Source organism: Alteromonas sp. CH_MED4-4 (assembly GCF_037029575.1).
In the GTDB taxonomy this organism is placed as follows: domain Bacteria; phylum Pseudomonadota; class Gammaproteobacteria; order Enterobacterales; family Alteromonadaceae; genus Alteromonas; species Alteromonas macleodii.
The window spans coordinates 1-15,158 of sequence record NZ_JAYMEU010000048.1 but is presented as its reverse complement, the minus strand read 5'-3'; the positions used below and the strand labels follow the sequence as shown (position 1 = coordinate 15,158).

Below are 15,158 nucleotides of genomic sequence, written 5' to 3'. Positions count from 1 at the left end.
AACCACCTCCGCAGCCATTTATTGGTGTGGTCTACAGAGGATTATGTCTTTTTAGAGGGGAAAATCCCTAGAACCCCTAAAGCTTATTTAACCCGTTTCACTGCTGTTTTAATCTTCTCTAGTATCAAAAACAAAGCGTTCTTTATAGGCGTTTGAATATTCAATCACTAAATCATATTCATCAAATGTCGCCTCAATATCCTGTTTGAGATATTCTCTTCCCTGCCCTACATCCAGAGAAAATAGAGTAAGCTTTTCGTTTACAACCAAAGATGCTCCTTTAGCAAGCCAGTGCGTCGAACTATGAACAATGTTCACTTTAGAGCGTCGCGCTACTAGTTGAGGGACATCGGTATCCTTATCTACTTTCTTCCCGTTATGGAGAACCGTCAATGAACTGATAAAGGCCAGCCCAATTCCATTATTAGCTATATTAAAATGCAGCGAAATCACACCATTATTCACACTTGTAAGAGTGACGTGGTCAACCAAATTCACACAACTCAGTTAAGCCGCTTTTCCTAAATTAGCCATATCAGCCTCATATTGGTTTAGACTTTTGCAATCCAGATATGAGTGCATTCTTTGACTGTTATAAAACATAGTAATGTATTGCAGGATATCCTGCTGAGCAGCATGGCGGCTTTGGTAGTGACGCCATTGCACTCGCTCTTGTTTTACTGTACCGAAGAAGCTCTCCACAACGGCATTGTCCCAACAATCACCTTTCCTGCTCACGCTGCCTGTTACCTTGTACCGCGTCAGAAGTCTTCTAAATTGGCGTCTGGTGTATTGTGAACCACGATCTGAATGATGTATCAGACCTGCCTTGGGTTTACGTTGCCATACAGCCATTGTTAACGCATTACACACAAGCTGAGCATTCATCACTCCAGCCCACGACTTTGCGTGAGAACAGATCAATGACAACGGCCAGATACAGCCAGCCTTCCTGCGTCTAGATATAAGTAATGTCAGAGACATATGCCTGATCTAGTTTTTGCGCATCAAAGTCACGTGACAGCACGTTATTGAAGACAGGTTGTTGATGGTCACTGTTAGTCGTTACTTTGTATTTTCTACGCCGTATTACGCTCACGCCGGCTTCCGTCATCAAGGCTCTCGTACGCTGTTTTACAACCGGGTAACCGAGCGAATTCAGTGCACGTTTCATTCGCCTTACGCCATAGGTAAAGTCACTGGAATCTGCTATTATTTCAACCCACTCAATTAGCTCATCATGTTGTGGTTCGGGTTCAAGTTGTTCATTTCGTCGCACGGCACTGTAATAGTTATGGCGACTGACCCCCAGAACCTGACACATCAGACTAATCGGCCAGATCTTCTTATGTTGGGTTACGAAACCGTATTTCACTTGGTTTCTTTGGCAAAGAAGATCGTCGCCTTTTTTAGGATCTCTTTCTCCATTTTTAGGCGCTTATTTTCTTCTCGCAACCGCCGAATTTCTTCCTGTTTCGGCGTCAACTTACCGTTGCCACGAAATGCATGAGCACCTTCCGACTCCTGCTCTTTAAGCCAGCGGCCTAGCATATTGGCGCTAATGCCAAGGCTACGAGCTGCCTCAGCGATCTTGTAATTTTGTTCTGTAACCAGACTTACGGCATCCAGTTTGAATTCTTTTGAGTAGCTTTTTCGCGATTTCATATACACTCCAGTTGAGATTATTATCTTTTAACTGATTGTGTGAATCTATTCGAGAACGTCACGTACGCGTGTTAGAACAGCTTAAGTCTGAGTGAGGGTTACCAATGGATAATGGACCAGAGCTAATTTCGGCGACGCTGACGGATTGGTGTGAATCCAATAATATTGAACTGGTATATATACAGCTAGGTAAACCGCAGTAAAATGGTTTCGTAGAGCGCTTTAGTGGTTTATTCCGCAGATAGTTTCTTGATGCTTACTTGTTTGAAAATCTTAATCAGGTAAGAGAAATGGTTTGTTCTGGCGACTGAATTATGACGAAGAAAAAACACATGAATTTCATGTTGATATAATCTAACTATAATCATAGTTCGATTAAAAAAATTTGTGAGTGGGTTAATCCCCCCTATCCTCTTCTTTCTTTTTCTATCTTATTCTAATGTGGTTACTTTTGGCACGTTCCGAACGTGGTTGGAATTTTAAGCATATCTATGGAGAATTTCGATTGTGGATGGAGCTAGTTTTATCCATCTGCGTATGGATGGCACCACTTGTGTTTAGCGCGGGCTCCATAGCTTTCGCTTGTCTCTTATTTTTATTATTTTATCGTGTATGGTTAAAAACTTGAGCGTTCGCTTTGTTGAATTGTATAAATTGCAGACTAATCTGAATTTTAGGCACGAGAAAACTCCAGAACAGTGTCTGGATTCCAAACAGTTGTTTTTTTGTCAGTGGTTTTGTGCTTTTTTCATTGCTGCAAGGTAGGACGCGTGTTCCGCTGGCGTAGCATGCTTACCCGGCCTATTTAGTCCCATTGGCTTATTTATTGAATTGAGAGTAACGCCAACAGTTTTTTGTCTCACGTCAAAAAGTCGAGATTTTAGCTGCTTGTACCCTTCCCTGACCCGCTCAGCTAATCTAACTTGTAAAAAAGCGATTCGTTTGCCCTCAAGCTTGAGTGTTACTAGCCCGAGTTCGACAAGTGTATTCACTACCCGCCTTACGGTATTCCTTGACCACTGCATCATTGCTGATAAGTAAGGTACGCTTAGTGACAAGGTCGATTTATCAAATTTGTCTCTGAATTTGATCTTATTGTGAAGGTACCCATGCAAAACTAGCGTTTTATGAAGGTGCCGAGATTGATTGCGCTTCCACTTTTCCCCTTTTTTAGAGGCTTGCAGCGCGTTAACATAAACTTTGAAAAATACATTTTTCAAATTTGGCTTTTTATGTTTACTACTTTTTCTTAGAAAATTTAAGATTTCTGACAATTCAGATGAGAATTCCTGAGCATACTTATGAGTACCAAGTACTAAATAATGTGATATGTCGTCAAAGTAGTTATAACGAAGAGCCTTATTTTTGTCGTCAGGTTTTTCAGCACGTGCTAAAAAGTTCTTCTCGACAAGCTTATCTATTGTTGACCTTATTGTGTTCGCGGAGTATCCAAGATTGTTACAAAGACTTGCTGTGCTACGTTTAAATACTTGTCCCTTTTGTTTATCACAAGCAAAATAAGTAACAAAAGAGAAAACATATGATTCTGTTTCGTTGAGGTGTTCAAAAAGTCCCGTGCTCATGAACACAAATTCTGTGTTTGTTCTCATGTTTTTACCAACAAATCGAGTTATTGTTGATAAAAAACGCCCTAACAGTTGACGTGATCGATCAATCCGCTAGAATTGGATGTGTAACTAGTTCCAAAAAGTTACATCCTAAGACCCGTGCAGTGCGCCAACACTTCACGGGTTTTGTCTTTTCAGCGCTTCTTATCTTCCCAAATAATTTATGTTGCTCTTCAGTGAGCAAGTTAAAGATTCAATATAAGTAAGAGAATGTCTTTAACAGATGTAATCTTTATACGAATGGTTTTAGAGATCAAGTTGGATCGTGATCTATTTTGGATCTTTTATAGATTCGATCCGAATCCTAATCTATTGATTTTCATTACTATAGATTCGATCCGGAAAGTTTTTATCATTAAATTATAAGCTAGCCCTGACTTTTGAAGTGGCTCAAAATATGTAACGCGGACATATCTCGTCTAAAAGCTATAACTGACGAGCCATGTTCTGGTGAATAACCAATATTGATCAGGTAACCTTGAACTGTGGCCCGACCGTATTCGACTACCAATTCACCTTTTCTTGGCTCAGACAAGTGGCACGTCTCAATGATTCTAACAATTTTATTTTTGACAACGTTGTGTATTTTAGCTTTATATTCGGGATCTGCATTCGTGAGTACCATGTTTGAAAACTTGCGCTTAAATTCACTAAGACTAGTCGAAGGAGCTACTGACTCACGAAGCTCGTTCCATGTATACATCTGCTGTGCCTGACGTCCGGTAATGAGATGTTCCCTCGCCCATAGACCAAACAGAATTTCAATCTCATTTTTTGTTGCGAAAATATCACTGTCTATTAACAACATTTCGTTAAGAGATTTTTCAGCTCTCACGGCTGCTATAATATTTTTTACTGTCGATCGCGGAAACTGAACAACTGCAGCTTTCTTTTCTATCTTTTTTTCATCTTCATAGGTAACAAGGGCCTCAAGCCTGAAAAGCTTGTAGTACATCTCAATGTCTTTAATTGTACTGTGGTCTTGTCCATATAAATCGCGCATATCAAACGTGGTTGCTGATATTCGCTGCAAAGATTGAATAGCATTATTCATATAACCACCAGCTGATGCATCTGAAAGCGAAATATCCTTCGCCATTGATATAAGAGGCTCCAGTGGTAGTGTAAATGTTTCTCCAATGGTATCGGCCTGTTCAACTCGTTCAGAAATATGATTTATAAGCCAGGTAATAGCGCCTGCGTAGTAGCTCATATCAGGGAGATAGATAAGCCTCCCCTCTTCTGCGCGTGAGGTAATGGAAATTGGTTTTACTCTTCCATCTACTTTTAGTTTAACGTTGATCGTACCTGCCTTATCTTTACGATTAGTTCGCATGGCTTTGACTAGATATCTAACAATTTGTAGCTCAAGGAAACGCGTTTTATCGTCATATCGGTCAATATCTATAGTTTCAACGGTATTAGATGACACCAACTGATAACTATCTCCGTCCGGTACTGATGAATAGTCTGCCGCTGCTACGGTCTGCCCTTTAGGTATCACTAATGTAAAAATTTTTCCTCTACGACGTCGTATTGGATCAGTCGTAATGAACTCACTTTTTATAAGGTTTGCTTTTTCAAGGATTACCAGATGATGTCGAATATTTGATACTTTTCGATTTATACGTTCAGCGATATATTGGAAACTTGCAATGCGTTCTTCGATATCTTGTATTGCAATAAAGATGTCAGAAATCACTGCTATTGTGATTGGTGAAATAGATAATGCACCACATAAGCGGAGGTAAAGTTTTAAATCGAGAGATTCAGGGGCGTCAACCAGAGGCGCTTTAAATCCATATTTTTCTGACAAGTCAAAAAGCTCTCGCACAATAATTTTCCCCGTTATTATAGATTGCAGTTATTTCGTTGATTCGATCCTGAGATTACCCAACTATCTTAATCAAGTCCATTTTTAAGGTTGTATTCAAATGTATGTTCAAAGGAAGTAAAATCTTCAATAGGTTCAGGTGAACCTGATATGAATTTTTATCTCGCAAGAGCTTGCCAGTAAAAGCTTTCAAGAAGTTTTCAATTAACAAATTAAATACTGAATTTAGTAGATTTTTTGTCATTAAAATACTGATTTTCTGTGATGATGCGTCAAGAATAATTACAAACTTTTTATCCTCTATTTATCTATCGAATACGTTTTTTTACTTAAAATCTTTTATATTGGGTTCATGTGAACCTGATAGGTATAAACACCTCTCAACCCCCGACCATTAAAGGCTTTCAGTTAGGTATTAATTATTGAACGAAATAACCTAAACATCCTTTTTAAATAGATTTTTAAAGATTCGATCCGAGACATTAAAAGATTAGGATGTCAGACTAAAGTTATGTGCTGATACAAGGTAAAGACGATGAATACAGACGAAATGTACAATGGGCTGCGCGTGCTTTCTAGTTACCATAGAAAAGGAGGCGTTGGAAAAACGTTTCTTGCATCAACAATAGCATATCTGTTAGCAACCGGCGGCCCAGATGGAAATGGGATAAAGCGTCGTGTTTTGGTACTGGATTATGATTCACAGCAAGATTCGTCTAAAGCATTCTTAAAAATGGATGCTATTCCAGGTGATGATGAATACGCTGCTCCCCTACACCCAGAATTAGAAGAGATTGATGATCCAGAATGGAGTGGTCGAAATACTTCTACTGATATTTTGTTTGACTCACCAGTATATGAATACCCGACAGCTTTTGAGAACATCAAAGTGTTACCATCCGAAGGTAATGTTGATCGTGTGCTAGCTCTGACACCGCAAGCGGACAGACTGGTTTCAAAAATTTCGACACATATGCACGATTGGTTTTCAATTCCAGAATTGGCCGAAGATTACGACATTGTTATTGTTGATAACCCGCCAAGTAAGTCACCTGTTAGTGCTGGTATGTTGGGTGCTGCTACTCATGTGATAATTCCAACTGAGCCTGAATACGACTCTATAGATGGTGTACCTATGTTGCTTAATCGCGTAGACCGAATTAATGAAGACCGACAAAGAGCACCACTGAAGATTGTCGGTGTTGTTCCAAATAAAGTTCCAAGCAAATCACGTCTTACTCAGAAAGATGAAGTGGCACTTGCTAAACTTTATGACAAAAATGGTCCTACTGGAAAATATATGACGCGCTTTTGGCTTCAGCAACGTAATTGCTATCGCGTTATGGAACGTCCATCTGTTGATGAGTCACATTTTAATTATGTACATAATCACCACGCGCAAAAAGAAATGCAGAAGCTTTATGAACTGATTGAAGGCAGTTTATGGGGGAATGAATAATGAACAGTCCTAAAAAGGCAAGACGTAGAACAGTCGGAAAAGTTAATTCTCAAGAAGATTTAATAAGCCAATTTGAGTCAGGTGAAGGCGTATCTAAAAAATCTCAACAGATGTTGGATGACCTCAAAGCAAGGGACAAATCCAAGGAAAGCGAAGTACATGACGATCCTATCTTCAAGACGTCCTCTGAATTAGATAGAGTGCTGGTGGATTATATACAACCGCAGTCAGATAATTCCCGATACTTACCTGTTACGTTTGCACAAAAATCAGATGATGAGTCCATCGCAGCTTTGAGCAATTGTGTTGTCTGTGAAAAGGGGGTGCTTGAGAACCGATTATCAAAAGATAACCCTCGTTATGACGCCGTCAGTTTAGAAATAGAAGAAATAAAAAATTTAGCTGAGACCTTAAAGCACAGTGAACTAGTTCATCCAATTTCTGTGTGGAGAAAAAATATGACTGACTATCCTATTGTAGCTGGTCATAGACGTTTCTATGCAATTCGTTTTCTTTATGGTGGTTTGATAAAGGTTAAAGTCAAAATCTATGCTGAAAAACCACGAAACCTTAATGTGCTCCGTCACATTGAGAATTTCTCCCGCTCTGATCTGACTCCACCTGACGCGCTAAACAGTTATGCAAAAGCAGTTCGCGAACTTGAAAGTTTAGAAGGAGCAAAGATGCAGACCGAACGAACTTCTTTGGTAACGTCATATTTAGGCATTAGTCGTCCTTCCTATTATCGATACGATAAGCTTTATGAGCATTTTGAAATTGTTTATAAACTACTTGAAAACAAAGTTGTAACAAGTCTTATAGCGCTATATGAAGAGATTAAGAAAGCGGAAAAATATAACGATGTCGAGCGATACCTAAATAGATTGGCAGATGTCGGAAAATTTAAAAAATATATACCTTCTAACATATCCAAAAAACCTGGTAGGGCGAAGCAGTACATTACAATGCCAAAAGTGAAAGTTACTCAAACTTCAGCAATTCGTCGGTTATTAACAGAGGATGTTACAAAGCTCGATATAGGTATTGATTGGGAAAATGTTAACTTTGACGATGCTGCGGCATTAGAAAAGGTATTAAAGTCTTTACTTGTATCACTGTCAAAATGACGCATTTCGGTTCAAGTGAAATTTAGTAATTTTCTGGCGCTGCAGGCTAATATTTACGAGGCTTGCAGCATTTTTTAATTTAAAATTAAATTGGGGGAGAAATTAAAGATTTTATATGAGCCCCAGATTCGATCCGACACTTTTTATCTCCATTTTTACCTAACTTTGGTATTCAATTAAAACAATGGCAGCAAATGATGGTTGAAAAGTGGATTACAAGGGGATTTATTCAGGCGTCTAGATACGCGAGTATTAGCGCTAAATCTATCCAACACCTTTCTCGCGTCTATGTTCTTCTATCTATAATAAGTTCTAATGATTACAACAATATTGCTTGCTATACGCTCACAAACTTTGTGCTGACCAAAAGCTTCTCTATAATTTTCAATTGCCTCGGATGGGAAATAATATCTATGTTGACCTTAAAGGGTAAAGCTTTGTCTAACGAGGCATTCGCATTGTGATCTTGCGTAAGTCGAATTCGTCTTTTTTTATCAGAAAACGTTAATTCCTCAGTTGTCACTACCACAGGCAGACCTAATTTAAGCGCAAAGCTAATTGCGTGAGAGTCGACTAAGCCCCTATCGAAAATAAGAACATCAAACTGATGATGACCTATAAGTAACATGTCCATGAGGTTACCGTTTTTAATCAGGATCGCATCGCATTCGGTATAAAGGTGAGAATAGGGAGAAATGGCATACTGCATAAAAGCAAAGAACTCTTGCTTTGCAGTAGTGGGCATAATATTGATGAAACCAGACTCCATCATCGAAAGGAGGCCTTCTCTTACGCTGTTATGGAATTGGACAGCACTTTTCGCACTATTTTTAAACTGCTGATTTGTAATAAGCTTAGAAAGTGCTCTTACTTCAAATGAATCTCGAATAAAGCTAGGCAGTCCCTCGAACGCCGTGGCAGTTAATGTGTCCCATCGATTGAAAAAATCATCAATGTCGATGTTATCTGCAGGCACTGGTAACGGTTTATGACACTTGAGCGAATATTCGTCTCGGACAATCAGCGTTTCATCATTTGTATAGGCTTTTATCACTACTTTTTATTCACCGCTTGAAAACAATATCGTTAATGTATTAAGTATGAAAAACACGTTTTGATAATTGGTACATTAACGATAAATGAGTAAGGTTGAAGAGCAGCAGGTGGACTGATGCTCAATAGTTCAAAAGCGAGTACCGCTCGAACTCCGGTTGAAAAAAGGAATATTAGTTATCACTCAGTTCGTAAAGTGTTGTATCAAAGGTGCACAACGGTTTTGTTTGTTCAGGGGGGGAGGGTGACAACCAACTAAGAGATGAACTGCTTCTGGTAATATTTAGAGTGGTTATTATTAGGCAAACTCCGAACACTATAGCCAAAAAAAGTTTCGTATAGACCATTATCAGGGCTACTTTACCAGCTTCTTTGGCAGAAACTTTACCGACCACGGTTAATTTGTGAGTTGAATTAAGTTTCATGATAACCCCTTATCTTCAGGCGCAATATGTGCGAAAAAAATCATAAGGTGGTCATTAAAAGCGTAGACCAATGCAAGTAAGATTGAAATCAAATTGCTTTTTTTAGTGCGAATCGATGGATTCAATGAAGTGCTAAAAATGCATTTAAAAACAATGAAGTAGGAATTTTTACGTTTCAGAGATAATCACTTTACTACGCTAATTATCACTAATAAAAAATAGAGAATCTGTTCTATGTGATTGATACAAAGTGTTTTTTAGACTGTTAATTAAAGAAGTTTTATAGCATGGTTAATTTCATCACAGAGTTTAACTTTAGATGATTTGCCGCCTCCAACCGGCCCTATTAAATAAAAGTGTGGTTAACTTTGTCTTAGGCGCGTTTCCTTCTTCTATTAGTGAGAAATAGACAATAATTGTCATGGTTCTCCCTTGGCGAACGGCTTTCGAACTAACTGCAATACATTAGTAAGGGCCAGGAACGTGATGAGCACCAAGAATAGAACAGACAATGTGGCTGGAATGTAATGAAACTCATATTCTCCGACAATGTTGTTGAAGTGCCATAAGAAAAAAAGTACGACTAATGGAGTTAATGTTGCAGATACATAGCCCACAATAGCACATGCCGCCTCGATCATACGGCTGGCTTTACTGGCGAGGCTATTATTTGGGGAAAAGACTTTCCAACTGGTCAACGAAAAGCGTTCAAAATCCGCTCGCTGGATAGAGGCATTTATTAATCGTAATTGAATGTTTAAGTACGTTAAAAGAATAGCGACCAGGGCTAATATATACAGGTACGCTTTTTCTATTTCCATGGAGACGTTGAAAACCGGTAAAGAGACTTCGCCTTTAAAAAGCTGGCGGACCGTATCTAAAGTAATTAGCCTTAAATCTTGAATGTCTAAGCCATAATTGACGTGAAAACTATTGGCTTTTCCTTCTACAAACTCTGCTCGTTTCCAGTTGTCTCGGGGAGAAATGATTTGAAAATCACTGATCGTGCGACGCAATTCAACGAAAAACGCAGAAAACTCTTTTTCGTCAATCGGTATTGTGTCATAGCTTACTAACACTTCACTTTTTGATTCAATAAAAACAACTCTGTCAATTTCGGGATCAGAAAAAAAAAGAATTGCGAAGTGTGGTTATTACCTGAGTTACCTTTGACGAAATCTGAGGGGTTTACAACCTGAAATCGATGTAACTCCAGTCTAATGTGACCTCTAACAGACTGTCTTTCTTCAGCGTATCAACAGTCCATCCAACTGTTTGTAGGATTTCAGATGCTGTCGGGTTTTGCTGAAGATTGCTGAGGTTTTTTTTTACGTCTTGGTAGGAATAAATACTATCGTCCGGCTCAACTTTTGGTATGACCTTGGAATCTTCCTTTAACGCCTCGAAAATCCAAAAACTCCATAGTACATTGTACTTTTCTATATTTGCTTTAAAGGTGCTGTTTAGATTGAACGTAAAGACAAGCAACAATATGAGAAGAATAGCAGTCTGCCTAGCTGACTTTATCTTGTCTTCCATGAGATTAGCCTTCATTTGTGCGTATAAATAATAAACAGTTTTAGTACCATATCGTACGGAATAAATATTGTACATTGGTAAATCTCAGGGAAACTCTAGCGCGTGATCGTAAAAGAGGATGTTAACAGTACTCATTCTCTTCGTAAGTTCACAATGGAAGATTGAAACACTGATTTCTCTATGTGCAGAAAAATAGCTGTCGACCATGAATACTGTCTATTTATTTTACATTCGTTTCATATCAATTAAGTCCAATTCGTTGTAGCTCACAATACATAAGGCAAGGCACATATTTTGCTAATGTTTCACTGCTCTGGAAAAGGAAAACAGCATGAAGCATATTCTTACCACCATACTATTGCTATCAATCAGTAAGGCAGCATTCGCCGACATTATAAAATATGAGTATTCACTCAACTATACTGGCTATGAATACTACGGTGTAAGTTATCTCGATGAGTTACAGATTGCCTCTGAACTCGATGATCTGAACACCAATCCGATTGAAGTCTCATTTACCTATGATGATACACTCATGTATTACTCATATTGGCTCGATGGTGAAAATAGAGTAGGGCAGTTCGGAGGTGGAGATGATACCTTATGGTCTCGTTCAGGACCTTCAAGGGGAGATAATTATTTTGACTTTACAGCATTTAATATTTCTCGAGTGCATTCACTACTGGAAGGTCTGATTGTTAGAATGCCGGAGATAACGACCACGAATTATTTAAGCGGTTCTAGTGCTTACACATTGACAAATCCTAGTGTCGATTTATTTACAATAGAAAGGGATTATTATTCATTTTCATTAGAAGACAGTACTAGCCAACAAGCGAGTCGCGTTGTATTTTATCTGAATGAAAGCTCGCAACTGGCTGTTGATTTTGAAAGCAGTCTAGTCTCAAGAACCGTTACGCCATCACAATCCGATGTATCTGTTCCTGAGCCACAAACGGGTATAATCCTGGCAATGGGTGTAATGCTGTTGTTATTACGGCGCCGCCGCTAATAAATATATTCACTAGGGCGTTTCTCTGTTTACCAATGAGGGCAACGCCCAGCAAACGTCATCAGATTTCACGTACGAGCGCCTATCTGGGTTCAATTAATGCAGCACGCCTTCAATAGTTATCAAGTCACTATACGAAAAGCAAAAAAGCGAACATCAATCTAAAGCGTCTATTCGGTTCCAGGTTTTTCGACGTGATAATCCCAGTTTTTCAACCAATAGATCAATAATACCAAAGTGGCCACAATAATGGCTGCGCGAGCTAAGAGGTCCATGTCGGTGAATGAGACCACTAACGTCCGAACAATAATGAAAATAGTGGTACCGATAATCCATTTTAATTTTACAAATTCATCATATGGGCAAACCTTAAAGCCTTTAACATCTTTAAGCAGATGGTTGTAGAAACGGTTAGCAAAAAAGTAGCACAAGTGTCCGATGTAGAGACCCGTATAAGTGATGCTTGAATCCCCATATTCATCACGCAACTGTTTGGCGCTTGAGGAAGAAAAGGTCTCTAGCCCAATTTGATAAAGTAAAAAAGTAAGTGCACCGAACAGTGATGCGAATAACAGAGAAGATAGTTTAAATGCTCGATTTTTAGCGATTTCTAGCGCATTTTGTTCGTTGTAATCCATAACCAATACCACAATTTTAATGTTACAGCGGTGATATTATTTTTAAATTTTTTGATATTTTCAATATGTGTAAATCGTTGATGAAGATAATTTCATAAGGCTGAAGGTACGATACCACCGGCGACTATGAAATCGATAAATTAGAAAAAAATCACTGAATTAATACTCCTGACTTCCGGAAATTTCACGTAGAAACATCTACTATCTCAACAAATTCTGGGGCTATGCCTGCTCACCAACACAAACGCACAACACCGAAAACAACGATACCAATCATTAATTACAGACCACCTTCAAACAGGTATTCCAAAGAAGGCGTCCCTCATCCACCACCGAGGTGCCCCTCTTGCTCAACTCGCGCGCGCCTTCGGCTGGTTTGTTAGGGCGGGGTTGCAGGGTAGATGCCACTTTGTGGTGTCCGCGGATGGGTTTTAATGGTGTTTTTATGTGAAGGTGGTCTGTAAATCTAATACAATAGAGGTAATGTTAATTGATAAGAGGATGTGGTGATGGTGAATGATTTTGCGCGCTTTAACGGTTTGCTCACGACTTTGGATGAGTTGTATGAGTCGCTTTATAGTGCCATGCGGTTAGCACCTACTGCTTATTTTGCCAATATTGATGACATCACTAAAGAGGACTTTAAAGCGTTCTCTGCCGGTGAGCTAATGCTTGGCCACCGCGATATGTTCAATGTTCAGGCGCAGATGCGTTGTCTTAATGCCTTAAAGTGCTTCCATCGTCCTTCTCATGATATTTCAGGCCGGGTGGCGGGCAAGTACCCTGGCATCCTTTTGCTTGAGAACCATGACGACGTCATTGATACTATCGCTGCCATTAACAGTACCAAAACCGCTATCAAGCATTGCGTGCAGGATAGAAAGCCTGATGGCTCACACGGGCGCAATCATTTGCAGAAGCACGAGTTCTTACATCAACACCGTGGCGCCGAAATTATCTCCTATCAGCTGTATCGGCATATCGATGTCATTAACTGTCGCCCTGATACGGATACCGCGCTTAAAAGTGTGAATTTCTATTGGGCTTACAAGAATGCTGACCAAAGGCTAACGCCTGAGCGCGCTGTGTTGTATCTGTATAACAGCAAGTCTGGTCTCAATGATACACAACTAAACGAGATAAAAGCGCGTATCATGGGCACACAGCACACCAACCGCTTTTATATACGCAAAACTCGCAATGCGTCGGTGAATTTGTCGCTGTATTACGGGGCAGCACAGGGTAAGCCGGTGGTAAATACTATCAACGCCGCACAGCCCGTTATTTTGTGTAATTACGAGGATGTGCCCACTATTCGTCCATTAAGCGCCCATGTGCCGCAAAAACGTAAAGCAAATAGGCAAGGGCATGCGTGGGAGTGCTTGAATGAAGCCATCAACCTCTATACGAGGCCGATTAGCGAGGCAGACAATAAACGTGAAGCTCATTTAGCGAAAATCTAACCTTGTTAGGGTAACGCGATGGGCGAATGTTGTTGTCTTACTGCTGTGTTTGTACTTCTCACTCCGCTTTGTTGACGAGGTGTTTAAGGTGCTGCCTCAGTTCGGGAAATTCCGTCCTGGCCTCATCTAAATAATCGTCATAATACGGTGTAGCCGGGTATCGCCGACAATTTGCAGCCAATTGCTGTGCTAATAGGACCAGCGGGGGCATTTGAACGAAAACCTACGGTTTTGAATCCTGTGGCACCCTCGAAACCGTAGGTTTCCGTCAGATAGCCGCTAACCCGGCATTTGCCCTTAAAACTTGGTCATCTTTGGAACATTACCGAATATTCAATGCTGTGACAGCCTTTTTCATAGCGAACCCTGGAGTTGTTTGAATTGTCCTAGGATCATCGCCTTTTCCTGAAGAATTACCTTGTTCTCATCGGTCAGATACGTCACTTTATCCTGGATGGTTTTCAACTCGGTTTTGGTGGCCTTCAAAGCTTGGGATAACACGGCCAATTCCTTATCGACATCTGCTTTCTGAGCAGTGAGAGCTGCTATTTTTTCTGCCAATTGCTCATTTTTATGCTGGTATTCCTGGTTCTTCGTCATGGCGTCTTCAAGGTTGCGCTTCAGGTTCTGGGTCTCATCTACCTTTCCGTTCAAATCCCTGTTTAGCGTCGCATTGGTCTGTTCAAGTTTATCGGCATTGCTTTGTAACTGCGCATTGGCATCAAATAACTCGGACGCTCTTGACTCAGCCTGGTCGAACCGGTGTTGCAGTTCCTGCATCTGGTCTTTCAACCCCTGGGTATCGATCCGGAACTGTTCGCGTTCTTGCTGACGGTCTTCGGCAGTGCGCTGCTGATAATGTTCAAAATGATCGCGGATGTCCTTATTTTCCTGCTTAAGTTCCGCAATACTTTCCTTTAATTCAGCGGTTCGCACAATGGCTTCGTCTCGTTGGGCCTCGGCTTTGACCAGGCTGATACGCACATCTTCCAGAGACTTGTCTAACGCGCTTTTTTCTTTGTTCTGCCGTTCAATCTGGCTCTCAAGATCCTGTTGTCGGGCAGTAAGTTGCGCGATGGTGTTTTTGGAATCGGCCAATTCTTTGCGGAGTTCTTTATTTGACGCCTCAAATTCCTGACGGGTCTCCTCAATACGGTGGTCGGCCATCTGCTGTACCCGCTCGTGGAGTGATTTCACTACCTCCACCAGGTCGTTCGGGAGTCCACCGATATCGGCTGCCTCTCCGTTGTCTGATCGCCAACGCTTGAGCAGCGGCGCGATGGTGCTTTTGCTGCCGGTGCCCATATGTTCCCGC

Annotated in this window: 12 protein-coding genes and 2 pseudogenes; 5 read left to right on the top strand and 9 right to left on the bottom strand. The window is 40.3% G+C overall.

Annotation, left to right across the window (positions count from 1 at the left end):
- Nucleotides 1–108: 108 nt before the first annotated feature.
- Both WA381_RS20275 and WA381_RS20270 read right to left on the bottom strand, forming a co-directional pair.
- Nucleotides 109–498 carry a hypothetical protein gene (locus tag WA381_RS20275; protein WP_061487056.1) on the bottom strand — a complete coding sequence of 130 codons (390 nt, stop codon included), beginning with the start codon at nt 496–498 and terminating at the stop codon, nt 109–111.
- 9 nt (nt 499–507) lie between these two features.
- Nucleotides 508–1,665 (bottom strand): annotated as a pseudogene (locus tag WA381_RS20270) (IS3 family transposase).
- Between the two features lie 56 nt (nt 1,666–1,721).
- Between WA381_RS20270 and WA381_RS20265 the strand changes: the two are divergent.
- Nucleotides 1,722–2,023, top strand: a pseudogene (locus WA381_RS20265) (integrase core domain-containing protein); the annotation flags it as partial.
- Between the two features lie 370 nt (nt 2,024–2,393).
- Here the strand turns inward: WA381_RS20265 and WA381_RS20260 are convergent.
- Nucleotides 2,394–3,248, bottom strand: a complete 855-nt coding sequence (locus WA381_RS20260) for a hypothetical protein (RefSeq protein ID WP_061487054.1) — start codon at nt 3,246–3,248, stop codon at nt 2,394–2,396.
- 412 nt (nt 3,249–3,660) lie between these two features.
- Nucleotides 3,661–5,109 (bottom strand): helix-turn-helix domain-containing protein, encoded by a 1,449-nt coding sequence (locus WA381_RS20255; RefSeq protein WP_197044469.1) that lies wholly within the window; start codon nt 5,107–5,109, stop codon nt 3,661–3,663.
- Between the two features lie 553 nt (nt 5,110–5,662).
- Here WA381_RS20255 and WA381_RS20250 point away from each other — a divergent pair.
- Both WA381_RS20250 and WA381_RS20245 read left to right on the top strand, forming a co-directional pair.
- Nucleotides 5,663–6,586 (top strand): ParA family protein, encoded by a 924-nt coding sequence (locus WA381_RS20250; protein ID WP_156079154.1) that lies wholly within the window; start codon nt 5,663–5,665, stop codon nt 6,584–6,586.
- Nucleotides 6,586–7,713, top strand: coding sequence for a ParB/RepB/Spo0J family partition protein (locus WA381_RS20245; RefSeq protein WP_061487048.1), 1,128 nt, complete (start codon nt 6,586–6,588; stop codon nt 7,711–7,713). Before WA381_RS20250 ends, WA381_RS20245 begins: the two co-directional genes overlap by 1 nt.
- Nucleotides 7,714–8,050: 337 nt before the next feature.
- Here the strand turns inward: WA381_RS20245 and WA381_RS20240 are convergent, their stop codons facing one another.
- The 3 genes from WA381_RS20240 to WA381_RS20230 all read right to left on the bottom strand — a co-directional run bounded on the left by WA381_RS20240 (nt 8,051) and on the right by WA381_RS20230 (nt 10,730).
- Nucleotides 8,051–8,767: a hypothetical protein gene (locus WA381_RS20240; protein WP_156087388.1), complete on the bottom strand. Its 717-nt coding sequence runs from the start codon at nt 8,765–8,767 to the stop codon at nt 8,051–8,053.
- 843 nt (nt 8,768–9,610) lie between these two features.
- Nucleotides 9,611–10,270 (bottom strand): hypothetical protein, encoded by a 660-nt coding sequence (locus WA381_RS20235; RefSeq protein ID WP_061487045.1) that lies wholly within the window; start codon nt 10,268–10,270, stop codon nt 9,611–9,613.
- 109 nt (nt 10,271–10,379) lie between these two features.
- Nucleotides 10,380–10,730, bottom strand: coding sequence for a hypothetical protein (locus WA381_RS20230; RefSeq protein WP_156079156.1), 351 nt, complete (start codon nt 10,728–10,730; stop codon nt 10,380–10,382).
- Between the two features lie 331 nt (nt 10,731–11,061).
- Here WA381_RS20230 and WA381_RS20225 point away from each other — a divergent pair, with 331 nt between their 5' ends.
- A complete protein-coding gene (locus WA381_RS20225; RefSeq protein WP_061487043.1) occupies nt 11,062–11,742 on the top strand; it encodes a PEP-CTERM sorting domain-containing protein in 681 nt (226 codons plus the stop codon).
- A 170-nt stretch (nt 11,743–11,912) separates the two neighbouring features.
- Here WA381_RS20225 and WA381_RS20220 read toward each other — a convergent pair whose 3' ends face one another.
- Complete coding sequence (locus WA381_RS20220; protein WP_061487042.1) at nt 11,913–12,380, bottom strand: hypothetical protein; 468 nt, start codon at nt 12,378–12,380, stop codon at nt 11,913–11,915.
- Nucleotides 12,381–12,889: 509 nt separating this feature from the next.
- Here WA381_RS20220 and WA381_RS20215 point away from each other — a divergent pair.
- Nucleotides 12,890–13,843 (top strand): DNA replication terminus site-binding protein, encoded by a 954-nt coding sequence (locus WA381_RS20215; protein WP_156087389.1) that lies wholly within the window; start codon nt 12,890–12,892, stop codon nt 13,841–13,843.
- A 354-nt stretch (nt 13,844–14,197) separates the two neighbouring features.
- On the opposite strand, the gene WA381_RS20210 is transcribed toward WA381_RS20215, so the two are convergent.
- Nucleotides 14,198–15,158, bottom strand: a 961-nt coding sequence (locus WA381_RS20210) for a DNA-binding protein (protein ID WP_336182971.1), incomplete at its 5' end; no start/stop codon positions are given.

Excerpts from the sequence above, each read along its gene's own strand:
- WA381_RS20215 (WP_156087389.1), top strand. The coding sequence starts at position 12,890 with ATGGTGAATGATTTTGCGCGCTTTAACGGTTTGCTCACGACTTTGGAT.
- WA381_RS20220 (WP_061487042.1), bottom strand. The coding sequence starts at position 12,380 with ATGGATTACAACGAACAAAATGCGCTAGAAATCGCTAAAAATCGAGCA.
- WA381_RS20250 (WP_156079154.1), top strand. The coding sequence starts at position 5,663 with ATGAATACAGACGAAATGTACAATGGGCTGCGCGTGCTTTCTAGTTAC.
- WA381_RS20225 (WP_061487043.1), top strand. The coding sequence starts at position 11,062 with ATGAAGCATATTCTTACCACCATACTATTGCTATCAATCAGTAAGGCA.
- WA381_RS20245 (WP_061487048.1), top strand. The coding sequence starts at position 6,586 with ATGAACAGTCCTAAAAAGGCAAGACGTAGAACAGTCGGAAAAGTTAAT.
- WA381_RS20260 (WP_061487054.1), bottom strand. The coding sequence starts at position 3,248 with ATGAGCACGGGACTTTTTGAACACCTCAACGAAACAGAATCATATGTT.
- WA381_RS20230 (WP_156079156.1), bottom strand. The coding sequence starts at position 10,730 with ATGGAAGACAAGATAAAGTCAGCTAGGCAGACTGCTATTCTTCTCATA.